The organism is Kitasatospora sp. NPDC058444 (genome assembly GCF_042721415.1).
Lineage (GTDB): Bacteria > Actinomycetota > Actinomycetes > Streptomycetales > Streptomycetaceae > Kitasatospora.
The window spans coordinates 85682-110381 of sequence record NZ_JBHXLL010000001.1; the positions used below are offsets into that span (position 1 = coordinate 85682).

The 24700-nt window shown below is 73.8% G+C and carries 18 protein-coding genes and 3 tRNA genes; 14 read left to right on the forward strand and 7 right to left on the reverse strand.

The window, feature by feature from the left end:
* Window positions 1-24 precede the first annotated feature (24 nt).
* The 3 genes from dusB (at window position 25) to ACFWP2_RS00460 (ending at window position 5288) form a co-directional block, all read left to right on the forward strand.
* Window positions 25-1194, forward strand: a complete 1170-nt coding sequence (dusB, locus tag ACFWP2_RS00450; protein WP_380446692.1) for a tRNA dihydrouridine synthase DusB — start codon at window positions 25-27, stop codon at window positions 1192-1194.
* 564 nt (window positions 1195-1758) lie between these two features.
* Entirely contained in the window at window positions 1759-4467 is a 2709-nt protein-coding gene (gene ppdK, locus ACFWP2_RS00455; RefSeq protein ID WP_380446695.1) for a pyruvate, phosphate dikinase, read from the forward strand.
* 281 nt (window positions 4468-4748) lie between these two features.
* Window positions 4749-5288, forward strand: a complete 540-nt coding sequence (locus ACFWP2_RS00460) for a ribonuclease (protein ID WP_380446697.1) — start codon at window positions 4749-4751, stop codon at window positions 5286-5288.
* 57 nt (window positions 5289-5345) lie between these two features.
* Here the strand turns inward: ACFWP2_RS00460 and ACFWP2_RS00465 are convergent, their stop codons facing one another.
* On the reverse strand, window positions 5346-6341 hold the full coding sequence (locus ACFWP2_RS00465; RefSeq protein ID WP_380446699.1) for a hypothetical protein: 996 nt from the start codon (window positions 6339-6341) through the stop codon (window positions 5346-5348).
* Window positions 6342-6452: 111 nt separating this feature from the next.
* Between ACFWP2_RS00465 and ACFWP2_RS00470 the strand changes: the two genes are divergently transcribed.
* Window positions 6453-7706 carry an ADP-ribosylglycohydrolase family protein gene (locus tag ACFWP2_RS00470; RefSeq protein ID WP_380446702.1) on the forward strand — a complete coding sequence of 418 codons (1254 nt, stop codon included), beginning with the start codon at window positions 6453-6455 and terminating at the stop codon, window positions 7704-7706.
* Window positions 7707-7713: 7 nt separating this feature from the next.
* Here ACFWP2_RS00470 and ACFWP2_RS00475 read toward each other — a convergent pair whose 3' ends face one another.
* A complete protein-coding gene (locus ACFWP2_RS00475; protein ID WP_355251450.1) occupies window positions 7714-8448 on the reverse strand; it encodes a GNAT family protein in 735 nt (244 codons plus the stop codon).
* Between the two features lie 737 nt (window positions 8449-9185).
* Between ACFWP2_RS00475 and ACFWP2_RS00480 the strand changes: the two genes are divergently transcribed.
* The 5 genes from ACFWP2_RS00480 to ACFWP2_RS00500 all read left to right on the forward strand — a co-directional run bounded on the left by ACFWP2_RS00480 (window position 9186) and on the right by ACFWP2_RS00500 (window position 16214).
* The gene (locus tag ACFWP2_RS00480) at window positions 9186-10130 is read left to right on the forward strand and encodes a PAC2 family protein (protein ID WP_380446705.1); all 945 of its coding nucleotides are present in this window, start codon (window positions 9186-9188) and stop codon (window positions 10128-10130) included.
* Window positions 10131-10353: 223 nt separating this feature from the next.
* Window positions 10354-11361 carry an SGNH/GDSL hydrolase family protein gene (locus ACFWP2_RS00485; RefSeq protein ID WP_380446707.1) on the forward strand — a complete coding sequence of 336 codons (1008 nt, stop codon included), beginning with the start codon at window positions 10354-10356 and terminating at the stop codon, window positions 11359-11361.
* Between the two features lie 208 nt (window positions 11362-11569).
* The gene (locus ACFWP2_RS00490) at window positions 11570-12880 is read left to right on the forward strand and encodes a deoxyguanosinetriphosphate triphosphohydrolase (RefSeq protein ID WP_380446709.1); all 1311 of its coding nucleotides are present in this window, start codon (window positions 11570-11572) and stop codon (window positions 12878-12880) included.
* Between the two features lie 70 nt (window positions 12881-12950).
* On the forward strand, window positions 12951-14858 hold the full coding sequence (gene dnaG / locus ACFWP2_RS00495; RefSeq protein ID WP_380446711.1) for a DNA primase: 1908 nt from the start codon (window positions 12951-12953) through the stop codon (window positions 14856-14858).
* A 144-nt stretch (window positions 14859-15002) separates the two neighbouring features.
* Complete coding sequence (locus ACFWP2_RS00500; protein ID WP_380446713.1) at window positions 15003-16214, forward strand: RNA polymerase sigma factor; 1212 nt, start codon at window positions 15003-15005, stop codon at window positions 16212-16214.
* Window positions 16215-16240: 26 nt separating this feature from the next.
* On the opposite strand, the gene ACFWP2_RS00505 is transcribed toward ACFWP2_RS00500, so the two are convergent.
* The 4 genes from ACFWP2_RS00505 to ACFWP2_RS00520 form a co-directional block, all read right to left on the reverse strand.
* The gene (locus ACFWP2_RS00505) at window positions 16241-17446 is read right to left on the reverse strand and encodes a DUF2690 domain-containing protein (protein ID WP_380446716.1); all 1206 of its coding nucleotides are present in this window, start codon (window positions 17444-17446) and stop codon (window positions 16241-16243) included.
* Window positions 17447-17881: 435 nt separating this feature from the next.
* Window positions 17882-19285: a glutamate decarboxylase gene (locus ACFWP2_RS00510; protein WP_380446718.1), complete on the reverse strand. Its 1404-nt coding sequence runs from the start codon at window positions 19283-19285 to the stop codon at window positions 17882-17884.
* A gap of 100 nt (window positions 19286-19385) precedes the next feature.
* Window positions 19386-20816 carry an FGGY family carbohydrate kinase gene (locus ACFWP2_RS00515; protein ID WP_380446721.1) on the reverse strand — a complete coding sequence of 477 codons (1431 nt, stop codon included), beginning with the start codon at window positions 20814-20816 and terminating at the stop codon, window positions 19386-19388.
* 212 nt (window positions 20817-21028) lie between these two features.
* Window positions 21029-21334, reverse strand: a complete 306-nt coding sequence (locus ACFWP2_RS00520) for a hypothetical protein (protein WP_380446723.1) — start codon at window positions 21332-21334, stop codon at window positions 21029-21031.
* 241 nt (window positions 21335-21575) lie between these two features.
* On the opposite strand from ACFWP2_RS00520, the gene ACFWP2_RS00525 reads away from it, so the two are divergent.
* Both ACFWP2_RS00525 and ACFWP2_RS00530 read left to right on the forward strand, forming a co-directional pair.
* Window positions 21576-21648, forward strand: a tRNA-Asn gene (locus tag ACFWP2_RS00525).
* Window positions 21649-21709: 61 nt separating this feature from the next.
* Window positions 21710-21782: transfer RNA gene (locus tag ACFWP2_RS00530), tRNA-Asn, on the forward strand.
* Between the two features lie 195 nt (window positions 21783-21977).
* Here ACFWP2_RS00530 and ACFWP2_RS00535 read toward each other — a convergent pair.
* Window positions 21978-22727: a trypsin-like serine peptidase gene (locus ACFWP2_RS00535; protein ID WP_380446726.1), complete on the reverse strand. Its 750-nt coding sequence runs from the start codon at window positions 22725-22727 to the stop codon at window positions 21978-21980.
* A gap of 352 nt (window positions 22728-23079) precedes the next feature.
* Here ACFWP2_RS00535 and ACFWP2_RS00540 point away from each other — a divergent pair.
* From ACFWP2_RS00540 to ACFWP2_RS00550, 3 genes are all read left to right on the forward strand, one after another.
* Window positions 23080-23153 (forward strand) — tRNA-Ile (locus ACFWP2_RS00540).
* Window positions 23154-23456: 303 nt separating this feature from the next.
* Window positions 23457-24404: an SPFH domain-containing protein gene (locus ACFWP2_RS00545; protein WP_380446729.1), complete on the forward strand. Its 948-nt coding sequence runs from the start codon at window positions 23457-23459 to the stop codon at window positions 24402-24404.
* A gap of 9 nt (window positions 24405-24413) precedes the next feature.
* Window positions 24414-24686 carry a hypothetical protein gene (locus ACFWP2_RS00550; RefSeq protein WP_380446732.1) on the forward strand — a complete coding sequence of 91 codons (273 nt, stop codon included), beginning with the start codon at window positions 24414-24416 and terminating at the stop codon, window positions 24684-24686.
* Window positions 24687-24700 lie beyond the last annotated feature (14 nt).

Here is a 24700-nt window from a genome sequence, read left to right on the forward strand (position 1 = left end):
CCCATCACCCGAGGTCAGCCGCGCATGACAGCCACGCCCGCACCCACCGCGTCCGACACCGACTTCGCGCCGCTCGACATCGGCCCGATCCAGGTGTGGCCGCCCGTCGTGCTGGCGCCGATGGCCGGCATCACCAACGCGCCGTTCCGCACCCTGTGCCGTGAGCAGAGCGGCGGCCGGGGCCTGTACGTCTCGGAGATGATCACCACCCGGGCGCTGGTCGAGCGCAACGCCAAGACCATGCAGCTGATCAAGTTCGACCCGAGCGAGAAGCCGCGCTCGATCCAGCTGTACGGGGTGGACCCGGTGACCGTCGGCAAGGCCGCCCGGATGATCTCCGAGGAGGGCCTGGCCGACCACATCGACCTCAACTTCGGCTGCCCCGTCCCCAAGGTCACCCGCAAGGGCGGCGGCTCGGCCCTGCCGTACAAGCGCAACCTGCTGCGCGAGATCCTGCGCGAGGCCGTCGCCAACGCGGGCGACCTGCCGGTGACCATGAAGATGCGCAAGGGCATCGACGACGACCACCTCACCTACCTGGACGCCGGCCGGATCGGCGCCGAGGAGGGCGTGGCGGCGATCGCCCTGCACGGGCGCACCGCCGCCCAGCACTACGGCGGGACGGCCGACTGGTCGGCGATCGCCCGGCTGCGCGAGTCCGTCCCGGCGCACATCCCGGTGCTGGGCAACGGGGACATCTGGTCGGCCGACGACGCGGTGCGGATGATGCGCGAGACCGGCTGCGACGGCGTGGTGGTGGGCCGCGGCTGCCTGGGCCGGCCGTGGCTGTTCAAGGACCTGGTCGCGATCTTCGAGGGCGACGTGGACTACGCCCGCCCCGACTTCGGCTACGTGGCCGAGGCGATGGTGCGGCACGCGCAGCTGCTCGGGGAGTGGCTGGGCGACGAGACGCGCGGCGTGATCGACTTCCGCAAGCACGTCGCCTGGTACACCAAGGGCTTCTCGGTCGGCTCCGAGCTGCGGGTGAGGCTGGCCGGCTCCTCCTCGTTGGCCGAACTGGCCGAAACCCTCTCCCAGGTGGAGCAGTCCCAGGGCTGGCCGGACGGTGCGGACGGCCCGCGCGGGCGGACCAGCGGCAACAACCGGGTGGTCCTGCCCGAGGGCTGGTTGGACGATCCGTACGACTGCGCCCGACCGGGCGCGGACGCCGAATCGGACACCTCCGGCGGATGATCTATACGGACCGGCAAAAACGCCCCTGAGGGACCGACTGCCACCAAGTCCCAGCCCTCTTGTCCATCCTGGACAAGAGGGCTCCTTTTCGGCGCTCGAATGTCACGGAGAGAGCACATTTCTGGACGATGTGCGACGATCGGCGGAGGCGCTCTACGTTCGACCCGTGAGATGCGCTGGTGACGCTTGCCACATAGGGTGGGGGCTGACGGCCGGTCAGTGGACGAAATGGACAGGTCGGCTGTGAAACGCTTCCCGAAGTCGGTCGGCCGGTGATCGGGCGATCCGGGTGCAGGAAATCAAGCCGGGGCAACGCCATGGACTCGCAATCGTTACGGTGCGTCCGGATCGTACGATCTTCGGAGTGGCTTGCGTTCAAGAGTTGAACACTTGCTCGCGTCAGGCGGACGATTTCACCAACAGAGGTGAACGCCTTTATGCGCATTCGATCTAGCGGGTTACCGCTGGGTACCAGCCTCGGGTGGCCTATTCAGGGCAGAGAAGTGCCTTCGAAATGGGTATGTTCTCCGGCGTCAGGGCAACCGCTTACGAGGAGACCATCCCGTGACGTCCCAGCAGAAGTTTGTTTACTCCTTCACCGAAGGAAACAAGGACCTCAAGGACCTTCTCGGCGGCAAGGGCGCGAACCTGGCCGAGATGACCAACCTGGGCCTCCCCGTCCCTCCGGGGTTCACCATCACCACCGAGGCCTGCAAGGTCTTCCTGGAGACCGGTAGCGAGCCGTCCTCCCTCCACGAGGAGATCAGCGCCCACCTGGACGCCCTCGAGCAGGAGATGGGCAAGAAGCTCGGCCAGGCCGACAACCCCCTCCTGGTCTCGGTGCGCTCCGGTGCCAAGTTCTCCATGCCCGGCATGATGGACACCGTCCTCAACATCGGCCTCTCCGACGTCTCGGTGACCGGCCTCGTCGCCCAGTCCGGCAACGAGCGCTTCGCCTGGGACTCCTACCGCCGCCTGGTCCAGATGTTCGGCAAGACCGTGCTGGGCGTCGACGGCGAGCTGTTCGAGGAGGCCCTGGACGAGGCCAAGCACGCCAAGGGCACCACCAACGACCTGGACCTGGACGCCTCCGACCTCCGGGAACTGGTCGAGGTGTTCAAGGGCATCGTCGAGCGCGAGACCGGCCGGGCCTTCCCGCAGGACCCGCGCGAGCAGATGGACCTCGCGATCCACGCCGTCTTCCACTCCTGGAACGGCGACCGCGCCCGGCTGTACCGCCGCCAGGAGCGCATCCCGAACGACCTGGGCACCGCGGTCAACGTCTGCACCATGGTCTTCGGCAACCTCGGCGAGGACTCCGGCACCGGCGTCGCCTTCACCCGCGACCCCTCCACCGGCACCCAGGGCGTCTACGGCGACTACCTGTCCAACGCCCAGGGCGAGGACGTCGTCGCCGGCATCCGCAACACCCTGCCGCTGGCCGAGCTGGAGAAGCTCGACAAGAAGTCGTACGACGAGCTCATGGCGATCATGCAGAAGCTCGAGAACCACTACCGCGACCTCTGCGACATCGAGTTCACCATCGAGCGCGGCAAGCTCTGGATGCTCCAGACCCGCGTGGGCAAGCGCACCGCCGCGGCCGCCTTCCGGATCGCCGTCCAGCTGGTCGACCAGGGCCTGATCGACCTGGACGAGGCCCTGATGCGGGTCACCGGCGGCCAGCTCTCGCAGCTGATGTTCCCCCGCTTCGCCCCCAACACCGAGTCGCAGCAGATCGCCTGGGGCCTGGCCGCCTCGCCGGGCGCCGCGATCGGCAAGGTCGTCTTCGACTCGTACACCGCCGTCAAGTGGTCCCGCTCCGGCGAGAAGGTCATCCTCGTCCGCCGCGAGACCAACCCGGACGACCTGGACGGCATGATCGCCGCCGAGGGCATCCTCACCTCGCGCGGCGGCAAGACCTCGCACGCCGCCGTCGTCGCCCGCGGCATGGGCAAGACCTGTGTCTGCGGCGCCGAGGAGCTGGAGGTCGACACCAAGGCCCGCAAGTTCACCACCGCCGACGGCCAGGTGATCCACGAGGGCGACGTCGTCTCCATCGACGGCGCCACCGGCAAGGTCTACCTCGGCGAGGTGCCCGTCCTGCCGTCCCCCGTGGTCGAGTACTTCGAGGGCACCCTGCACGCCGGCGCCGACGTCCAGGGCGGGCTGGTCCAGGCCGTGCACCGGCTGATGTCGCACGCCGACGGCCGCCGCCGGCTGGCCGTGCGCGCCAACGCCGACAACGCCGAGGACGGCTCGCGCGCCCGCCGCTACGGCGCCCAGGGCATCGGTCTGTGCCGCACCGAGCACATGTTCCTCGGCGAGGAGCGCCGCAAGGAGGTCGAGCACCTGATCCTGGCGGACAACGACAAGGACCGCGAGCTCGCCCTCTCCACCCTGCTGCCGCTCCAGAAGGGCGACTTCCTGGAGCTCTTCCAGGCGATGGACGGCCTGCCCGTCACCGTCCGCCTGCTGGACCCGCCGCTGCACGAGTTCCTGCCGGACATCACCGAGCTGTCGGTGCGCGTCGCCCTCGCCGAGGCCCGCAAGGACCCGAACGAGAACGACCTGCGCCTGCTCCAGGCGGTGCACAAGCTGCACGAGCAGAACCCGATGCTGGGTCTGCGCGGCGTCCGGCTCGGCCTGGTCATCCCCGGCCTGTTCGGCATGCAGGTCCGGGCCATCGCCGAGGCCGCCGCCGAGCGCAAGCTGGCCGGCGGGGACCCGCGCCCCGAGGTGATGATCCCGCTGGTCGGCACCGTCCAGGAGCTGGAGCTGGTCCGCGACGAGTGCGAGCGGGTGCTCGCCGAGGTCGCCCAGACCACCGGCGTCCAGCTGGACATCAAGCTCGGCACCATGATCGAGCTGCCGCGCGCCGCGGTGACCGCCGGGCAGATCGCCGAGGCCGCCGAGTTCTTCTCCTTCGGCACCAACGACCTGACCCAGACGGTCTGGGGCTTCTCCCGGGACGACGTGGAGGCCTCGTTCTTCACCGCCTACCTGGAGAAGGGCATCTTCGGGGTCTCCCCGTTCGAGACCATCGACCGCGACGGCGTCGGCTCGCTGGTCAAGCACGCCGTCGAGGCCGGCCGGGCCACCCGCCCCGACCTCAAGCTCGGCGTCTGCGGCGAGCACGGCGGCGACCCGGACTCGGTCCACTTCTTCCACGAGGTGGGGCTGGACTACGTCTCCTGCTCCCCCTTCCGGATCCCGGTGGCGCGCCTGGAGGCCGGCCGCGCCGCCATCGAGTCGGCGGGCAGCGACTCGCGCTGAGTGAGGGAAGGCATCCCCTCCGCACGCGCGGGTACGACTGACCGCTCACCCTCCCGTCGGGAGGGCGTACACCGGAGCTCGGCGCAGGAGAACCGGCGTACGTGACACGGCCGGGCGGGAACGGACAACGGCGTCCGTTCCCGCCCGGCCGCACGTCTGCGCCCGGCCACATCGCTGACCCGGACCCGGACTCGCGCCCGGACCCGGGTGGCGGGCCGTGTGGCGGCGGCCACGTGTGTAGCTCGCCCGGTACGGCCCGGCCGCCTGCCAAGCTGGATCGCATGACCAACCGCAGAAACCCGCTCGTCGTCGTGGCCGTGCTGATCCTGGCGGTCCTGGCCGGGGTCGGCTACCTCCTCACCGACAAGGGGAGCAGCCACCCCAAGGCCGCCGCGAGCCCCGCCGCGAGCGCCACCGCCGGCCCCGCGGCGGCCGGGTCCACGGCGCCCAAGCCCTCGGCCCCCAAGCCGACCCCGCCCGCCGGGGGCGCCGGCACCGCTCCGGCCCCGGCCGGCACCTGGGTCCCCAGCGACTCCTCCCTGGCCGACGTCTGCCGCACCAAGCTCCCCGGCCAGGCCCAGGACACCCTCGGCCTGATCGCCAAGGGCGGGCCCTACCCGTACAGCCGCGACGGCATCGTCTTCGAGAACCGGGAGAGCCGCCTCCCCAAGAAGGCCGACGGCTACTACCACGAGTACACCGTGGTCACCCCGGGCTCCAACGACCGCGGCGCCCGCCGGGTGGTGACCGGCGACTCCGGCGAGCAGTACTGGTCCGCCGACCACTACGCCACCTTCCTGGAGATCGACTCCCGCTGCTGAGCACGGCCGCGCGGGCCGCCCGCACCCCACGGACGGCCCGCGCCGCGCCGGCGCCCCTCACCGCGCCCGCCGCCAGGTGATCCGGGGGTGCGGTGCGTGCGGACCGGTGGTGACCAGGGCGGTCAGCTCGTGGAGCACCGGGGCCGGATCGCGGCGGAGCTGGGCCGGGGTGGTGCGGACCACCGGGAGGCCGGCGGCGGTCAGGCGGTTGGCGCGGGCCAGGCCCCGTTCGTGCTCGGCCGGGCGCAGGTGCCAGGCGCGGGAGTCGATCTCCAGGGCCACGCAGGCGTGCGGCCAGTAGGCGTCCGGGACGGCGAGGAACCGGCCGTCCAGGAAGAGCACCGGGTTCCACAACGGGTCCGGAAGCCCGGCGTGCGCCAGCAGTTCACGGGCCTCGCCCTCCACCACCGAGCGCACCCCGACCGTCAGGTCCTCCACCACCCTGGCCACCTGGGGCAGCCCGAGCGCACCCGGCCGGGACAGCAACTGGTCGAGCAGTTCGCCGAGTTCGCAGTGGCGCCGCTGGACGGCCTCCGCGCACAGCGCCCGGAATCGGCGCTGCCCGGTCTCCTTCGGCGCGAGGTCCGCCAGCGCCCGGGCGACCGTGGCGCTCCACAGCCCGTCGCGCCGCTCGAAGCCGCCCGGCATCGCCCCGGAGGCCCGGTGGATCCGGACGAACTCCCTGTCGCCGACCCGCCGTTGACCTGGGATCAGGATGTCGACGGCGTTCAGGTCGGACGGGTGGCCGGCGCTCGGCAACCCGGCTTCGGCCAGGACCGCCAAGCCGGTCAGCAGCACCTCCCCGGACCGTGGTTCGCGCCCCTTCGGCGTCGCGTACGCCAGGGCGGCCCGCAGCTTCTGATGGATCGTCAGTCTCCCGCTCTGGAGGCAGATCACCCGGGGCAGCACCTGCTGCCAGGGCCCGCCCGGCCGCAGCCGGTGGGCGATGGTGCCGGAGGGCACCCCGAGGCGGCGCAGTTGCGCCCGGGTGGCGATGTGCTGCTGGTCGGCACCGAGCAGGGCGACCGGGTCGAGGGGATAAGCGCGGGTCATGCCCGGTGACTGCCCGCCGCGATCGGAGGTATGCGGAACATCCCCCGTCGGTGGGGCCGGTGGTCACGGGTGTTGACGCGGCGGCGGTAGAACCGCTGAGCTGGATGCCATATGACCATTCCATCCACCCACGCAGGCCCCGCGCTGGACGCGCTGAACGGCCTCTCCGTGGGCGACGCCCTCGGCGCCCAGGTCTTCGTCCCGGAGACCGCCCGGACCCACCTCGCCGCCCGCACCGAACCGCCCGGACCCTGGCCGTGGACCGACGACACCGAGATGGCCTGCTCGGTGTACGCCGCCCACGCCGAGCGCGGCGCGATCGACACCTTCGACCTCACCCACGCCTTCGCCCGGCGCCACGACTTCGACCGCGGCTACGGCCCGGCCGCCAACCGGCTGCTCCGGCTGGTCCGCGAGGGCGGCGACGCGAAGCGGCCGGCCGCCGAACTCTTCGACGGCCAGGGCTCGTACGGCAACGGCGCCGCGATGCGGGTCGCCCCGCTGGGGGCGGCACTCGCCGACGACCTGGACGAGGTGGTCCGGCAGGCCGCGCGCACGGCGGTCATCACGCACACCCACCCGCAGGCGGTGGACGGCGCGGTCGCGGTCGCGGTGGCGGCCGCGTTCGCGGTCCGGGCGCGGACCGAGCCGATGGCGCCGAAGGGCTTCCTGCGGGCGGTGGCAGGCTTCACCCCGTACGGCGCCGTCCGCAGCGCCCTCACCGAGGCGGTCGACCTGCTCGCCGCACCGGACCTCCGGGCCGTCGCGCGGGTGCTCGGCAACGGCAGCCGGACCTCCGCCGTCGACACCGTCCCGTACGCCCTCTGGTGCGCCGCCCGGAACCTCACCGACTACCGGGCCGCGGTGTGGGAGGCGGTCGCGGCCGGCGGCGACATGGACACCGTCGCCGCCATCACCGGCGGGGTGGTCGCCGCGCACACCGGCACCGAGGGCATCCCGGCCGCCTGGCTGGCGGCCCGCGAGCCGCTGCCGGGCTGGGCGTTCCCCGAGCCGGGCGGAGTCCGGCGCGCCGGCGGGCCGCACCTGGAGCCGCTCGTGCTGCCTCGTCCGTGCCGGGTGCCGGACGTGGTCTGGACGGACGGGCAGTGGCAGCGGATCAGGTCCGGGCGGATCCCCGGGGACACTGACGGCCGGTGGGACTTCCACACCGCCGACGGAGTCCTGTACCTGCACCGCGGCCGGCCCGGCTCCGCGATCTGGAACGTCCGGGTGGCTCCGGCGCCGGGTGGCGGCTGGCGGCCGGTGTCGGCGTCGGTCGAGGCCCACCCCGGACACTTCACCGGCGACCACGCATCGCTCGTGGGCGTCCTGCGCCTGGTGTCCGGGGGGTGCGACCCGTCGTAGCCCGGCCTCAGGCCGTGATCATCAGCTGCCCGGCGCCGCTGCCGCCCTGTCTAAGGCACTCCTGGTTGATCGCCGGATCCGGGGCGCTCGGCGAGGTGGCGGCGGCGATCCGCAGCTCGATGATGTCCCGGACGGCCGGCCACTCGTCGTCCAGGATCGAGTAGAACGCGGTGGAGCGCACCACGCCGTCCAGCCCGCGCGAGTGCGCCCGGCGGACGCCCTCGGAGGTCGCGCCGAGCCGCTCGATGGCGGTGCGCGAGCGCAGGTTGCGGGCGTCCGCGCGCAGCGAGATCCGCTGCACGCCCCAGGTCTCGAAGGCGTGGCGCAGCATCAGCAGCTTGGCCTCGGTGTTGATGCCGGTGCCCTGGGCGCGCGGCGAGAGCCAGGTGTTGCCGATCTCGGCCGCGTCCGGGACGGCGGTGGCCGGATCGCCGAACGGGACCCCGGGCGCGGGCGGCCAGACCAGCGGGCCCTGCCAGTAGTCGAGTTCCAGGAACCGGGTGGAGCCCACCACCCGGCCGTCGGCGACGTTCACCGTCGCGAACGGCAGCGACCGGCCCGCGGCCTGGTCGGCGAGCGCCCGCGCGACGTAGTCGCGGGCGGCTTCCAGGCCGTGCGGGACGGGGGTGAAGGCGTAGGTCGTACGGTCCTCGGCGCCGGCCTCGGCGATGGCCTCGGCATGGTGCGCGGCGAGTGGCTCCAGCCGCACGGTGCGGCCGGTGAGGATGACAGGTACGGGCACGGAACCTTGGTCCTTCATCGGTCGGAGGGTGCCTCCCGGGCCGGGGTACGGCACGGGGTGCGCTGGGGTGGGTACGCCTGGGCCCGGGTCCGCCGGCCGGTTGCCCGCGCACGCCGGAGGTCCGGTCGTGCGGGGTGGGGGCGGCGGCCCGGAACGGGCGGCGCGGGGTGCCGGAACGGACACGGGTCCTCGGACCGGTCCGGCGGGAAGAGCGAGGGGACAGTGTGCGTCCGCGAGATGGCCGAGAAGGGTACGAGAGCGCGAAGGGAAGCAGGCGGCCAGGTGAAGGCAAGATGCGTCGTGGGTGGCTGGCCGAGCAGCGGACCGGGACGTGGCCGACGGCGTTACGGACGACGTGGCGACGACGCGACGATGCGAGGCAGCGAGAGGACGATACCCGCCAGAAGGCGGTGCGTCACTTCGCGGCACGCGAATGGCCGCGCGGGCCGTTCGCGTGCCCCGTGGACGGCCCCCGTCCGGGGCCGTGGACAGGGCCGTGACCAGGGGGTCTCGTGCCGGGTGCGATCATGGTCCGGAGCGGTCTCCCGGGGCCGTCGGGCGAGCCCTCGGGGGAGCCGCCGGACGGGTCCCGCGGCGGTCCGCGGCGGGATGCGGGCAGGACGGGGCCGGGGCCGGGAATTCCGGCGGCTCCCGACACGCTGGAGAGGACGAGAAGCCGGTCGGCCGGGACGAGCCGGAGTCGACCGGGACGAGCTGAGGACGGGGTTGGGTGCGCGGTGCGTGACTTCCAGGCGTTGTACGAGCTGGATCAGCGGGGCGTGGCCGCCGTTGCCGCGGCCAACGAGCAGTTGCGCGACACCGGTGCCGGCCTCGTGCTGCTGCAGCACTTCGAGGGCTTCATGGACGCCGGGGAGGCCGGCGGCCAGGTGGTGGCCCACCTGCTGGAGACGGGCGCGCCGCAGGTGGTGGCCCGCTTCGACCACGACCGCCTAGTGGACTACCGGGCCCGCCGCCCGGCGATGGTCTTCGACCACGACCGCTGGACGTCCTACGACCCGCCGGAGATCCTGCTCCAGCTCCTCCACGACGCCGCCGGCGCGCCGTTCCTGCTGCTCACCGGCCCCGAGCCGGACGTCGAGTGGGAGCGCTTCGCGCGGGCCGTCCGCGCGCTGGTGGAGCGCTTCGAGGTGCGGCTCTCGATCGACTTCCACGGCATCCCGATGGGCGTGCCGCACACCCGCCCGGTCGGCCTGACGCCGCACGGCAACCGGCTGGACCTCGCCCCGGGCTACCCGCAGTGGTTCGAGCAGGCGCAGGTCCCGGGCAGTGCCCAGGCGCTGGTGGAGTACCGCCTGGGCGAGGCCGGGCACGACGTCCTGGGCTTCGCCGTGCACGTCCCGCACTACGTGGCCCGCTCCGCCTACCCGGCGGCGGCCGTGCAGATCCTGGAGTCCGTGCAGTCCGCCACCGGGCTGGTGCTGCCGGGCACCGGGCTGCGCGAGCGGGTCTCCGAGGTCTACGCCGACATCGAGGAGCAGCTGGCCCAGGGGGACGGCGAGTTGCGCTCGGCGATCCGCGGCATGGAGGGCCAGTACGACGCCGTGGCGGGCGCGGAGGGCCGGGAGAGCCTGCTGGCCGAGCCGGTGGACCTGCCCTCGGCGGACGAACTGGGGCGGCGCTTCGAGCAGTTCCTGGCCGAGCACGAGCGCGGCGCGGAGTAGCCGAGCGGGCGCGGCGGGCGGAATCGCTCGAGCGGGCGGAACCGGCCGGAACAGGTCGGCCGGGCGGGGTCCGAGGGTCGGATTCCGGCCGGTTACGATGCGCCGGGAGACGATCGGGCCCGGGCGGGAGTCATCGGCCGCGACCGTTCGTTGGCCCCTGATGTGCCCGGGGGACGGGCCGCCGTAAGGAGCCGACCGTGACCCGTATCCCCGGGGGGAGACCATGCCGAGGACCGCACGCCCGACCATCGCCCTGACCGTCGGACTGGCCGCAGCGCTGCTGGCCGGCTGCACCGACGACGCCGGTTCGGACAGCCGGGGGAGCGGCGCCGCGGGCGCGACGCCCGCCCGCGCGCAGGCCGGGACGACCTCGTCGCCGACCGCCGCCGCGCCGCCCACCGGCCCGTACGTCGCGCTCGGCGACTCGTACACCGCCGGAATGAAGATCGCCCCGCAGGTCGGCGAGCCGGGCGCCTGCTACCGCTCCGGGGCCAACTACCCGTCCCTGGTGGCGAAGGCGCTCTCGCTCGCCGCCGGGCAGTTCAAGGACGTCAGCTGCAGCGGCGCCCGTACCGGGGACCTCACCGGCCCGCAGAAGGTCGCGGACGGCACCAACCCGGCCCAGCTGGACGCGCTGACCGCGGACACCCGGCTGGTCACCCTCGGGATCGGCGGCAACGACGCCGGCTTCATGGAGGTCGTGACGGAGTGCGCCAAGGAGAACCTGGTGGACATCGTCAAGGGCGTGATCACCGACAGCGAGGACCGGATCAGCGACTCGCCCTGCCGGGACCACTACGCCGCGGGCAACGGCACCGACGAGGTCCAGCGCAAGGTGGACGCGGCCGGTGACCGGATCGGCCAGGTGCTCCAGGACGTCAAGAAGCGCTCCCCGAAGGCCGAGGTGTACGTGATCGGGTACCCGGGCCTGCTCCCGGCCGACCCGGCGAGCTGCCTGCCGGTGCTCGGCAACGCCGTGGCCGCCTCCGACCTGAGCTTCCTGGTGGAGAAGCAGCAGCAGCTCAACGGCATGCTCAAGAAGCGCGCGGAGGCCGCCGGCGCGCTGTTCGTGGACCTCGCCGGGCCCTCGGCCGGGCACGACATGTGCGCGGGGGAGGACCGGCGCTGGGTGGAGCCGCCCCTGCCGGCCCAGGGGCTGGCGCCGATCCACCCCAACGCCAGGGGGCAGGAGGCGGTGTCCGGCGTGGTCCTGAAGGCGATCAGGGGCTGACGGACGCCGGGGCCGGTGGCGGTACCGGTGATGGGGCCGGGGCTGGGGACGTACGGGACGCAGGGGGCGCGCGGGGCTGCGCCGTCCGGGTGGGGCCGACTCGCCGGGGCGGGCACCCGCGCGCCGCGCACCGTTCACGCCCCGGCCCGCACTCCTTCGTGCGCGGCACACCCCGCGTGTCGGGGGCCCGGCGTACGGTGAAGGGCATATGGACGACACCACGCACCGCCTCGCCGCCCCGATCCCGTACGACCACGCTGCCGAGGCCCGCTGGGTCCCCGAACCCGACAAGCGCCCGGGCCGCACCGCCTTCCAGCGCGACCGCGCCCGGGTGCTGCACTCGGCCGCACTGCGCCGGCTGGCAGGCACCACCCAGGTGGTCGCCCCGATGCGCAGCGACTTCCCGCGCACCCGGCTCACCCACTCCCTCGAATGCGCCCAGGTCGGGCGGGAGTTGGGCGCCGCCCTGGGCTGCGACCCGGACCTCGTGGAGACCGGCTGCCTGGCCCACGACATCGGCCACCCGCCGTTCGGCCACACCGGCGAGGAGGCCCTCGACCAGGCCGCCGAGGCCTGCGGCGGCTTCGAGGGCAACGCCCAGTCGCTGCGCATCCTGACCCGGCTCGAACCCAAGCGCTTCGCACCCCAGGAGGAGCAGCCCGCCGCCCGGCTCGCCCCCTGGCCCGGCCGCAGCGTCGGCCTCAACCTGAGCCGGGCCGCCCTTGACGCCGCCACCAAGTACCCGTGGACCAAGGGCGCCCACCCCACCGACCCGGCCTCGCCCAAGTACGGCGTCTACGCCGACGACCTGGCGGTCTTCCGCTGGCTGCGGGCCGGCTCCCCGGCCGGCCGCAAGTGCTTCGAGGCCACCGTGATGGACTGGTCCGACGACGTGGCGTACTCCACCCACGACGTCGAGGACGGCCTCCAGGCCGGCCACATCGACCCGGCCGCCCTGCGCGCGCCCGGTGAGCGCGCCGAGCTGTTCAAGGTCGCCGAGCGCTACGCCCGGGACGCCGAGCCGGAGGAGCTGTCCGCCGCCCTGGACCGGCTGCTCGCCCAGGAGTGGTGGCCCAGCTCCTACGACGGCACCGCCCGCGCCCGGGCCGGGCTCAAGGACCTCACCAGCCAGCTGATCGGCCGCTTCTGCCTGGCCGCCGAGCAGGCCACCCGTGCCCGCTACGGGCCCGGCCGGCTCAGCCGCTACGCCGCCGAGCTGGTGGTGCCGAGGGACGTCCGGCTGGAGTGCGCGGTGCTCAAGGCGGTCGCCGTCCGCTACGTCATGCAGCGCGACGAGCAGGCCCAGCTGCGGGCCCGCCAGCGGATCGTGATCGCCGAGCTGGCGTACGTGCTCACCCAGCGCGCCCCCGAGGGGCTGGACCCGGTGTTCGCCGCCATGTACCGCGAGGCCGAGGACGACCGCGCCGCCCTGCGCACGGTCATCGACCAGATCGCCACCCTCACGGACGCCTCGGCCCTGGCCCTGCACGCCAAGCTCGTCGGCGCCGCCTGGGCGTAGCGCCCGTCCGGTGCCGCCCGGCCGCGGCCGCCGCGGCTCGAATGCCCGGCCGCCCCAGTAGACTTCCGGGGTGGCCGGGCGGATCAGGGACGAAGACGTGCAGGCGGTGCGCAGCGCACTGCCGATCGACGCCGTGGTCGGCGACTACGTACAGCTGACCAACGGTGGCGGTGGCGAGTACAAGGGCGTCTGCCCCTTCCACGACGAGAAGTCCGCCTCCTTCTACGTGAACCCCGCCAAGGGCGTCTTCCACTGCTTCGGCTGCCAGGAGAACGGCGACACCATCGCCTTCCTGATGAAGATCGAGCACTTCACCTTCGCCGAGGCCGTCGAGCGGATGGCCGCCCAGGCCGGCATCACCCTGCGCTACGAGGAGGGCGGCTACAGCCCCCGCCACCAGCAGGGTGAGCGCACCCGGCTGGTCGAGGCGCACAAGGTGGCCGCCGCCTACTACCGGGAGCAGCTGACCTCGCCGGAGGCGGAGATCGGCCGCCGCTTCCTGGCCGAGCGCGGCTTCGACGAGGAGGCCGCCGCGGCCTTCGGCGTCGGCTACGCCCCCGCGGGGTGGGAGCACCTGGTCCGCTACCTGCGCGGCAAGGGCTTCACCGACAAGGAGATCCTGCTGGGCGGCCTCGCCTCGCAGGGCCAGCGCGGCGGCCTGATCGACCGCTTCCGGGGCCGGCTGGTCTGGCCGATCCGGGACATCGCCGGCGAGGTGGTCGGGTTCGGCGCCCGCCGCCTGCGCGAGGACGACAACGGCCCGAAGTACCTCAACACCCCCGAGACCCCGATCTACAAGAAGTCCCACGTGCTGTACGGCATCGACCTGGCGAAGAAGGAGATCGCCAAGTCGGGCCGCGCGGTGGTGGTCGAGGGCTACACCGACGTGATGGCCTGCCACCTGGCCGGGGTCACATCGGCGGTGGCCACCTGCGGCACCGCCTTCGCCGAGGACCACATCAAGATCATCCGCCGGCTGCTGATGGACACCTCGCAGTACCGCGGCGAGACCGTCTTCACCTTCGACGGCGACGCGGCCGGCCAGAAGGCCGCCCTGCGCGCCTTCGAGGACGACCAGAAGTTCGCCGCCAAGACCTCCATCGCGGTCAGCCCCGGCGGCATGGACCCGTGCGAGCTGCGCCTGGCCCAGGGCGACGAGGCGGTCAAGCACCTGATCGACAACCCGGTCCCGCTGTTCGAGTTCGCGCTGAACTCGGTGGTGGCCCGGCACCGGGTGGACACCCCGGAGGGGCGTTCGGCGGCGCTGGAGGAGGCGGCCCCGATCGTCGCCAAGATCAAGGACCGCTCGATCCAGCACGAGTACGCCGTCCGCCTGGCCGGCATGCTCGGCATCCTGGACGAGCAGTTCGTCGTCCGCCGGATCTCCCAGCTGGCCCGCTGGGACCGCGAGCGCCAGCAGAACCCGCGCGGCGCGGCCGCCCAGCGCCGCCCGGAGCCGGCCCAGCCGCAGCGCCCCGCGCAGCCCTCCTTCCGGCTCAACCCGCGCGACCCGGCCCAGTTCGTCGAGCGCGAGCTGCTCAAGCTGGCGCTCCAGCACCCGGACCTGGTCAGCCCGGCCTTCGACCACTACGGCGAGGACGAGTTCCCGACCCCGCCGTACACCGCCGTCCGGCAGGCCATCGCCAAGGCCGGCGGCGCCGCGTACGGGGCGGGCCTGCCCGACTTCACCAGCGCGGTGCGCGAGGCGTCCCCGGACGACCAGGTGCGCTCGCTGGTCACCGAGCTGACCGTCGAGCCGGTGCGCTCGCGCCGCAAGGCGGACGCGATCTACGCCGGGGAGTTCCTGGTCAAGCTGCGCCTGCTGGCGGTGGAGCGGCGGATCACCGAGGTCCGCGGCTACCTCCAGCGGCTCGGCCCCCGGGCCGGGGCCGAGCAGCTGCACGCGGTGCAGACCGAGCTCTGGCAGCTCCAGCAGTACGGGCAGCAGCTGCGCAGCCGGGGCGCCGCGGCGCTGTAGCGCCTCCCGCGCCACCCGCCGCGGGAACCGCACGCAGAAAGTCGGCGCACGAGTCTCGGCCACGGAGTGTGGCGTACCGCACACTGGAGGGCGTCCCACCTCCGTACAGCGCGGGTCCGCCAGAGTCGCGCCCGCCCCGAGGGGATGCCCGTGGAGCAAGGCCTCGCCGCAGCGACCACCACCACCAGTACGAGAGTGAAGCCCGCCGGACCGGCCGGGCAGCAGGAGACCGGAGAGCAGGAGACCCACCACGGCCGGGCCCGGGCCGCGCCCCCGGACGGTGCCCGGGTTCCCGCCCAGGGCCTGCCGGAAGGGCACCCGGACGGCCCGGACGGCCCGCCCCCCGAGCCGGCACCCGAGCGCGGGTTCGGACCCGGACCCGGACCCGGTGCGCGGGCCGGGGCCGGGGCGCGGGGGGAGCGCCGGGGCCCCGCCGAGGACACAGGGCCGGCCGCCGACCTGCTGCGCCAGTACCTGCGCGAGATCGGCCGGATCCGCCTGCTCACCGCGGAGGAGGAGGTCGAGCTGGCCCGCCGGGTGGAGGCCGGCATCTTCGCCGAGGAGCGGCTGAACGCGGACCCGCCGCCGCCCGACCCGCTGGCCGGGGAGCTGGACGCCCTGGTGGTGCGCGGCCGGATCGCCAAGCGCCGGCTGATCGAGGCGAACCTGCGGCTGGTGGTCTCCGTCGCCAAGCGCTACGTCGGCCGCGGGCTGACCCTGCTGGACCTGGTCCAGGAGGGCAACCTGGGACTGATCCGGGCGGTGGAGAAGTTCGACTACACCCGCGGCTTCAAGTTCTCCACGTACGCGACCTGGTGGATCCGGCAGGCGATGAGCCGGGCGCTGGCCGACCAGGCCCGGACGATCCGGGTGCCGGTGCACGTGGTCGAGCTGATCAACCGGGTGGTCCGGGCCAAGCGCGTCCTGCTCCAGGAGCGCGGCCTGGAACCGACGGCGGCCGAGATCGCCGCCGCCCTGGAGCTGACCGAGGAGCGGGTGCGCGAGCTGCTGCGGCTGGCCCAGGAGCCGATCTCGCTGCACACCCCGGTCGGCGAGGAGGAGGACGTCGCGCTCGGGGACCTGATCGAGGACGCCGACGCCGCCTCGCCCGCCGAGTCCGCGGCCTTCCTGCTGCTGCGCCAGCACCTGGAGGCCGTCCTGGCGACCCTGGGGGAGCGGGAGCGCCAGGTCGTCCAGCTCCGCTACGGGCTGGACGACGGCCGCCCGCGCACGCTGGAGGAGATCGGCGCGGTGTTCGGCGTGACGCGGGAGCGGATCCGCCAGATCGAGTCGAAGACCCTGGTCAAACTCCGCGACCACGCCGGCGCCGAGCAGCTGCGCGGCTACCTGGACTAGCCGGACCGGTCAGCGGCCGGCCGTGGTCAGGACGGCCCCGGCGACGCGGTCGGACCGACCGGACCGGTCGGTGGCGCCGGCTCCGTCGGGGCCGCCGCCGGGTCGGTCGGCGCCGGGTCGGTCGGCGCCGGAGCGGCGGGTGTGGCCGGGGCGGGGGTCGTGGGCGCTCCCGCGCCGGTGCCCGGCGGGGGAGAGGCGGGCCCGATCGGGATCGGGGTGGAGGCCACCACCATGGCCAGGTCGGAGACCACCCCGGTGCAGTCGTGGCCGGCCGACTGGTAGCCGCAGACCTGGAAGGTGAGGGTCGGGTCCGCCGCGTTCAGCATCGACGAGTAGTTGTCGTAGCCCCAGTGGATGAGTGCCGTCTCGCTGTCGCCGTTGCTGTCGGTGATCGTCGCGTAGTCCTTCGGCTGGCCCTCGGTGATGGCCGCCCAGGCGGCCCGGCAGGTCTGGCTGTACCGGAGGTAGACGACCACCTTGCCGATCACCTGGGTCTGCAGGGTCCGGGCGTCCTTGCCGCAGCCGGTGGTCTTCGGGTCCTTGTGGGCGCAGCCGACGGCCTGGCAGGCCGGGGTGCCCGGGGCGGACTTGGCACCGGCGGAGACGCCGGGCGTCGCGGTGGGCTCGGCCGCCGAGGCCTGCCCGTCGTGCCGGCTGATCCGCAGGCCCACCAGCACCAGCAGCAGTGCCAGCACGGCGGCGACGGAGACCGGCGCCGCCCGGCGCCGCCACCAGGCGGCGGGGGCGTGCCCGGGCACCAGCGCCTGGTCGGCGCCCGCTTCCGGGACGGGGTCCTCCTCGGGGGCGGGATTCCCGGCCAGGGGTTCCTCGGGCTCCACGGGTTCCTCGGGTTCCTCGGGCTCCTCGGGGCCCGAGGGCTCGGCGGCGATGGCCGACCGCTTCACACCCTCGCCGTCGCCGTCGTGACCGCCCGCGCCCGCGCCCACGCCCGGCGCCCCGGCGGCCTCCGGCCCGGCCACCGCCCGCCGCCACAGCGCCCGCAGCGCGGCCCCGTCGCAGTCGACCGTCCCGGCCAGCGCGTCCAGCGCCTGCTCGGTGACGACCCGCTTGCCGTTGAGCCAGCGCTCCCAGGAGGCCCGGCTGTAGTGCGTCCGGGCCGCCAGTTCGGACAGCGACAGCCCGGCGGTGTCCTTGATGGCCCGGAGCTCCTCCGCCAGGCGTCTGGCGGGCTCGGACAGCTCCTCGGGCAGTGGCTTCCAGGCGGAACCCAATGCGGCGCTCCAAACTCGAGAAACGGGGGACGGGGAACGGGTGAGCGGCAGGTCCCGGCCCGGGCCGTTCGGTGTCCGCGCTTCTCCAACCTGAGCGGCCTGGCATCCCAAACCCCAGGTCCCGGGCCTGAGACGGACGGAAGTGTCTCACAACCCCCGGAGACGCTCGAACATTCACGTGGTCATCGTGCAGAGTTCTCTGGCCGGTGCGGTCCACCCGTCGGTGGAACCGTTCGGACACCGATCGATCACCCGTCGTCGGTCCGCACCCGCTCCCGGCCCCCCACCGGACCGGGGCAGCCTCGCGGGGGGAGGCTGCCCCGGTCCGCCCGGGATGCTCCGGCGGGGAGGGCGCTTCACTGCGCCCTCCCCGCCGTGAGGCTTTCCCGGGCCCGCGAAGGGGACGGCAGGAACGGGTCGGTCGGAACGGGTCGGTCAGTGGTGGAAGCCCGGCCGGGCGGCGATCCCCAGTTCCCGCAGCGGGACGGGCTGGCGCCGCAGTTCCGGCAGCAGCCGGTCGAGGTCGGCCAGCAGCAGGTCGGCGAGGTCCCGGGAGAAGCCGTTGCGGCAGACCATCCGGAGCACCGACAGGTCCTCCCGGTTCGCCGGGAAGGTGTACGCGGGCACCTGCCAGCCGCGCTCGCGCAGCCGCCGTGAGACGTCGAACACGTCGAACGGGACGTCCCCCTCGGTGGTGAAGGCGAACACCGGGAGCTGGTCGCCCCGGGTCAGCAGCCGGAAGCAGTCCAGCGCGCCGATCCGTTCCGCCAGGTAGGTGGCCACCTCGCGGCAGGCACCCTGGACGGCCCGGAAGCCCTCCCGGCCGAGCCGCACGAAGACGTAGTACTGGGCCACCACCTCGGCGCCGGGCCGGGAGAAGTTGAGGGCGAAGGTCGGCATCTCGCCGCCCAGGTAGTTGACCCGGAAGACCAGCTCCTCCGGCAGCGCCTCCTTGTCGCGCCAGAGCGCCCAGCCGACGCCCGGGTACACCAGGCCGTACTTGTGGCCGGAGGTGTTGATCGAGGCGACCCGGGGCAGCCGGAAGTCCCAGAGCAGGTCCGGGTCGAGGAAGGGCGCCACCATGCCGCCGGAGGCGCCGTCCACGTGGACCGGGACGTCGGTGCCGGTGCGCTCCTGGAAGGCGTCCAGGGCGGCGCAGATCTCCGCGACCGGCTCGTACGAGCCGTCGAAGGTGGAGCCGAGCACGGCGACCACACCGATGGTGTTCTCGTCGCACAGCGCGACCGCCCGCTCGGCGTCCAGGTGGAAGCGGGTGCCCTCCATCGGCGCGGTGCGCGCCTCGATCTCCCAGAAGTTGCAGAACTTCTCCCAGCACACCTGGACGTTGACGCCCATCACCAGGTTCGGCCGGGCCCCGGCGGCATAGCGGTCGGGGTTGCGGCGCATCCAGCGGCGCTTGAGCGCCATGCCGGCCAGCATGCAGGCCTCGCTGGAGCCGGTGGTGGAGCAGCCGACCGCGGCGTCCGGGTCGGGGGCGTGCCAGAGGTCGGCGAGGATCGCCACGCAGCGCCGCTCCAGTTCGGCGGTCTGCGGGTACTCGTCCTTGTCGATCATGTTCTTGTCGAGGCACTCGGTCATCAGCCGGGTGGCCTGGGCCTCCATCGAGGTGGTGACGAAGGTCGCCAGGTTGAGCTTCGCGTTGCCGTCCAGCATCAGCTCGTCGTGGATCAGCTGGTACGTGGTGTCGGCCGCGACGGGGCTTTCGCCGAGCCGGTGCAGCGGCGGGGCCAGCTTCATCGCGCCCAGCGGGTCGGCGACGGTCGGGTACGGGCTGATGCTCAGCCGGCGGTCGCCGCCGGCCCCCTTGTGCAGCGCCATGGCGTCCTGCCGCCCTTCGCGTCGGTGGCCGTGTCCCGTTCCACGCTGCCACCGGGTGCCGGGCGACGCATCCGCACGGTCCGTCACGTCCGGGCCGGGGTCAGGCCACCTCCGGGTGGATCTGGTCGCGGGCGGCCCGGTACTGCTGGCGCACCGCCGAGCCGATCGCCAGGTCCTGCTCCCCGTCGGGTTCGACGGTCTCGGCGTCCGGCAGCTCCCACTCCGGCGGCGCCGGAGTGCCGGCCAGGGCCCAGGCGGCCTGCCGGGCGGCCCCGCGGGCGGCGTGGGCGCCCGGCGGCGGCACCACGACGGGGACGCCGAACAGCATCGGCGCGATGTGCCGGACGGCGGGCAGCCGCCCGGCCGTGCCGAGCAGGAACACCCGCTTCACCGCGACGCCCTGGGCGCGCAGCACGTCGAGGGCGTCGGCGATGTTGCACAGCATGCCCTCGACGGCGGCCCGGGCCAGGTGCTGAGGGGTCATCGCCTCGGCCCGCAGTCCGGTCAGGGTGCCGGCCGCGTGCGGCAGCGCGGGGGTGCGCTCGCCGTCCAGGTAGGGCAGCAGCACCAGGCCGTAGGCGCCGGGGGAGGAGTGCAGGGCGAGGTCGCTCAGGCCCTCCAGGTCCCGGCCGAGCAGGGCGGCGGTGGAGCGCAGCACCTGGGCGGCGTTGAGGGTGGCGACCATCGGCAGGTGCCGGCCGGTGGCGTCGGCGAAGGAGGAGACCAGGCCGGAGGCGTCCACCACGGCCTCCTCGTGCACGGCGAAGATCGTTCCGGCGCTGCCGAGCGAGACCACCGCGTCGCCCGGGCCGAGGCCCAGGCCCAGCGCGGCGGCCATGTTGTCCCCGGTGCCGGCGGAGATCAGCAGGCCCTCGGGGGTGTGCCCGGCGGGCTCGGCCGGGGGCAGGACGTCGGGCAGCCTGAGCCGGTGGCCGATCGCCAGCTCGACCAGGTCCTGCCGGTACTCGCCGGTGATCGGCGACCAGTAGCCGGTGCCGGAGGCGTCGCCGCGGTCGGTGGTGCGGCGCTTGGGGTGGCCGAGCAGCTGCCAGACCAGCCAGTCGTGCGGCAGCAGCACCTCGGCGATCCGCCGGGCGTTGGCCGGCTCGAACTCGGCCAGCCAGCGCAGCTTGGCGATGGTGTACGTGGCGGCGGGCACGGCGCCGATCGCGGCGGTCCAGGCGGCCGGGCCGCCGAAGGCGTCCAGCAGCTTGGCGGCGGCCCCGCTGGAGCGCGGGTCGTTCCACAGGATCGCCGGGCGGACCTGCACCCCGCCGGCGTCCAGGCCGATCATCCCGTGCTGCTGGGCGCTGACCCCGATCGCCCGGACGCCCTCCAGCAGGCCGCCGGTCGCGGCGTCGCCGAGCGAGTGCAGCCAGACCTGGGGGTCGGCCTCGCCCGGGCGCAGGTCCTGGTCCTCGGGGACGGGATGGGGCGCCTTGCCGGAGCGCAGGACGGCGCCGGTGTCGGCGTCGCACGCGACGATCCGGGTGCGGTTGGTCGAGCTGTCTATCCCCGCGACGATGGCCATGCCGAGATCATGCCTCAGCCCGGCCCGGGACGCGTCCGGGCCGGGTGGGGCGTTGCCGGTTCGCGACCCCGGGTTGGGGTGCGCTTGGCTCCGGCGTCACCGTCCCGTCACGGACGGGGGGTAACCGCCGGGCCGCGTGTCACGTGCCACGTGTCACGCGGCCCGGACCGGCGTGGCGGCGGGAGCGCCACCGGCAGGCCGGTTTCCGCCCGTCACGGCCGGAAGGTGCCCCAGCCGTCGTCCCCGGTCCGGGAGCGGTTGAAGTACGGCACCCGGTCGGTGACGGCGTTCGGCAGTCGGTCGCCGACCCGGTCCGCGACCGCGCCGGCCGCCTTCCCGGCCACCGCCCCGGCCTGCTGCCGGGCCCGGTCGGTCGCGCCCTGGACCGTGGGGTTCCGGGCGATCTGCCGGGTGACCTTGGCGATCTGTTCGTAGCGCCGGCGCCCGGCCCGCGAGCCCAGGACGTAGCCGGCCGCGAAACCCGCGGCCAACGACAGCTTCCACATGGTCGGATCCACCCTCTCCTGGCGGCTTCTGCCGCATTGCCCTACCCGTCCGTCGGGACGGCGAACCGTCCGCGCCCCAGCATCCCCGGCCTCGTCGCCGGGCGCGCGCCGGGCACGCCGGGCGGCAGTCGGGCGGCAACCGGGGGGCAACCGGGGAAAGCGATTGGCGGACCACCCCCCCGAGTGCGCTAATGTATGTCCCGCAGCGAGCGCCGAGGAGCCCGGGGAAACCGGGGCCCGAGGCGGAAGCCGATCCCCCATAGCTCAATTGGCAGAGCAGCCGACTGTTAATCGGCAGGTTATTGGTTCGAGTCCAATTGGGGGAGCTCGGGAGGAGGTCCTTCGGGTCCCCGATCCCGTCCGTGGTGCGGAAGTTCTGTACCGCGATCCCGCATAGCTCAATTGGCAGAGCAGCCGACTGTTAATCGGCAGGTTATTGGTTCGAGTCCAATTGCGGGAGCTGCACCGGGCCTGCCCGGTGACTGCTCAGAGCGAAGGCCCCTCGGTCGACCGGGGGGCCTTCGTGTTGTCCCCGCCGGGTTCGGTGACGTGACGTACGCGACACCGCCCGCCCGCCCGCCCGTCCTCTCCGGATCCGTGCCCGGACCGTGCCCGTTCCCGGATCCGCGCCGGTTCCCGGTTCCCGGCTCCCGGGTCAGGCGGTCGCCTTCCGGTAGAGGTCGGCGACCCGCTGGTCGAAGGCGATGCTGTACGAGGTGCCGGGGGTGTTCCCGCCCTCCTGGTAGCCGCCGATCACGCCGATCACCGCGCCGCCGTCCGCGGCGACCCACGGGCTGCCGCTGGTGCCGTCGGTGTAGCCGCCGCAGTCGAAGCGCTCCTGGGTGGCGCTCTGCGAGCTGGTCCGGGCCGCGCAGGTGATCGGCTCGTCGCTCTCGTTCGGGTAGCCGGTGACCGAGACGGGCAGCCCGAAGCCCTGGCCGGTGCCGACCGGGTTGCCGCCGACGGCGTCCTCGACCTGCCGGCCGCCCACCGGGCCCACCGTGACGAACGCCACGTCGTACTCGGGGTCGTCGTCGGCCGCCCAGCGCGGGTCCACGGTGATCGCCTGGACCGGCCAAGTCCCGTACGGCGTGGACCCGTTGCGGTAGCCGGGGGTGAACACCAGGCCGTCCAGCAGGCCGATCCGGCGGCTCTGCACGCAGTGCGCCGCGGTGACCAGCAGGTTGCGCCGGGGACTGTTCACCACGCTCGCGGTGCAGGCCCGCGGCCCCTGGGCGGTGTGGATGGAGAGGGTGCCGATCCGGTCCCGGGCGGGGCTCGGCTGCGCGACCTCGGCGGTCGGTGCCCCGCCCTGCCCGCCGCACGCGGTGCCGGCGGCCAGCAGCAGGGCGGCCAGCGCGGCCGTTCGTGCCGTGCGCGAGGGCCGTGCCGGGCGGGGGGCCATCGGGGCTCCGTCTCGTTCCTCGGGGCGGGCACCGGGGCCGTGCGTTCCGCCGTTCGTGAGGAAGATCTACCAGGCCGTGCCCGGCGACGCCACCGCCGGGTGCCGGTCCGCCGCGCGGTCGGCCGGCGGCGCGGTCGCAGCCGCGGCTGACGCCGCGTCGTCATCCGGCCAGGCTGCCCGTACGGGTGTCCGGGCGCCACCGGGGCTGCGCCGCCCGGGAGGTGGGCATCGTCGCGCACCCAGGTGCGCCCCCGGCGCGCACCACGGGTGATCGACCGGCTATGCTGCCCGGGACGGCCTCGCTGGGGCCGTCTGCTGCTGCCGTGCCGACGACCGGCGCGTGCGGTGAACCGGGGCGGTAGCTCAGCCGGTTAGAGCAGGGGACTCATAATCCCTTGGTCGTGGGTTCGAGTCCCACCCGCCCCACCTTCTCGATGTGCGACGAGTGTCGTACGACCCCTTCGCGGGCGGGCCGCCGAGTCGGCGCCCGCCGCCTTCCCACCGCCTGCGACGTCGCAGAGTCTAGGCCGCGGCCACCTCCCTTCCCCGTGTGGCGCGCCGGAATTCACCCACCCGTGGCCATCGGCCCGAGCCGTCCCCGGTGGCTGTCCCCTGCCGCCCGGCGGCCGCCGTCCCCTCGTTCCCGTTTGCCGGTCCCTGGCGCGGTGCGTCGAAAAAGTGATATCACTTTGCCATCGGATGCGCATGCTCGCCGAAGGAGTCGCCCCCATGACCACACCGCGTTCCACCGTCGAGGACAGCCCCGCGCTGGACCTCCCGGTCCCCCGGATCACCGAACGGGCCATCACCGGGGCGGCCGGCCTGCCGGTGCTCGCCGGCGCGCTGCTCGGGCTGCTCGCCGGGGTCGGCGCGACCATCGCCGGCGCGACCCAACTGGCCTCCAAGACCAGCGGGTTGGGCATCGCACTGGCGGTCGCCGGGCCGCTGCTGGCGCTCGCCTCGCTGCTCACGACGTTCGGGCTGACCGTGGTCTCGCCCGGCCAGGCCCGGGTGGTCCAGCTGCTCGGGCGCTACCGGGGCACCGTCCGCGCCGAGGGCCTGACCTGGCTGAACCCGTTCACCAGCCGGCGCCGGATATCCACCCGGATCCGCAACCACGAGACCGAGACCGCCAAGGTCAACGACGCGGACGGCAACCCGATCGAGATGGCCGCCGTGGTGGTCTGGCAGGTCGAGGACACCGCGATGGCGGTCTTCGAGGTGGACGACTACGCCGACTTCGTCGCCATCCAGACCGAGACGGCCGTGCGGCACATCGCCACCAGCTACCCGTACGACGCCCACCACGAGGGCCAGTTGTCGCTGCGCGACGGGGCCGACGAGATCGCCCGCAAGCTCTCCGCCGAGATCGCCGCCCGGGTCGCCTCGGCCGGTGTGCGGGTCGTCGAGTCCCGGATCACCAGACTCGCGTACGCTCCGGAGGTCGCCCAGGTGATGCTCCAGCGCCAGCAGGCCGGGGCCGTGGTCGCGGCGCGCAGGCTGATCGTCGAGGGCGCCGTCGGTATGGTCGAGGAGGCGCTGGAACGGCTCGCCGAACGCGATGTCGTGGAGCTGGACGAGGAGCGCAAGGCCGCCATGGTGAGCAACCTCCTGGTGGTGCTCTGCGGCGACCGCGGCACCCAGCCCGTCGTGAACACGGGCTCCCTCTACCAGTAAGGCGAGGCCTTGGCGACGGAACGGAAGAAGCTCCTGTTGCGACTGGATCCTTCGGTTCACGACGCACTCGCCCGATGGGCCGCGGACGACCTGCGCAGCACCAACGCGCAGATCGAGTTCCTGCTCCGCCGCGCCCTGACCGACGCGGGCCGGATGCCCGGCGGCGCGGCCCGGCTTCCCCGGCGCGGGCGCCCGCCCAAGGAGAGCCCTCCCAAGGAGAGCCCGCCCACGGAGAACCCGCCCACGGAGAACCCGGAGAGCGGAAGTCCCGACCAGGACTGACCGCGGCGGCCGGG

What these genes read in the sequence shown, in the direction of transcription:
- ACFWP2_RS00545 (WP_380446729.1), top strand. Translation starts at nt 23,457, where the DNA reads ATGACCACACCGCGTTCCACCGTCGAGGACAGCCCCGCGCTGGACCTC.
- dusB (WP_380446692.1), top strand. Translation starts at nt 25, where the DNA reads ATGACAGCCACGCCCGCACCCACCGCGTCCGACACCGACTTCGCGCCG.
- ACFWP2_RS00510 (WP_380446718.1), bottom strand. Translation starts at nt 19,285, where the DNA reads ATGGCGCTGCACAAGGGGGCCGGCGGCGACCGCCGGCTGAGCATCAGC.
- ACFWP2_RS00515 (WP_380446721.1), bottom strand. Translation starts at nt 20,816, where the DNA reads ATGGCCATCGTCGCGGGGATAGACAGCTCGACCAACCGCACCCGGATC.
- ACFWP2_RS00535 (WP_380446726.1), bottom strand. Translation starts at nt 22,727, where the DNA reads ATGGCCCCCCGCCCGGCACGGCCCTCGCGCACGGCACGAACGGCCGCG.
- ACFWP2_RS00470 (WP_380446702.1), top strand. Translation starts at nt 6,453, where the DNA reads ATGACCATTCCATCCACCCACGCAGGCCCCGCGCTGGACGCGCTGAAC.
- ACFWP2_RS00485 (WP_380446707.1), top strand. Translation starts at nt 10,354, where the DNA reads ATGCCGAGGACCGCACGCCCGACCATCGCCCTGACCGTCGGACTGGCC.
- ACFWP2_RS00460 (WP_380446697.1), top strand. Translation starts at nt 4,749, where the DNA reads ATGACCAACCGCAGAAACCCGCTCGTCGTCGTGGCCGTGCTGATCCTG.
- ACFWP2_RS00490 (WP_380446709.1), top strand. Translation starts at nt 11,570, where the DNA reads ATGGACGACACCACGCACCGCCTCGCCGCCCCGATCCCGTACGACCAC.
- ACFWP2_RS00500 (WP_380446713.1), top strand. Translation starts at nt 15,003, where the DNA reads ATGCCCGTGGAGCAAGGCCTCGCCGCAGCGACCACCACCACCAGTACG.
- ACFWP2_RS00465 (WP_380446699.1), bottom strand. Translation starts at nt 6,341, where the DNA reads ATGACCCGCGCTTATCCCCTCGACCCGGTCGCCCTGCTCGGTGCCGAC.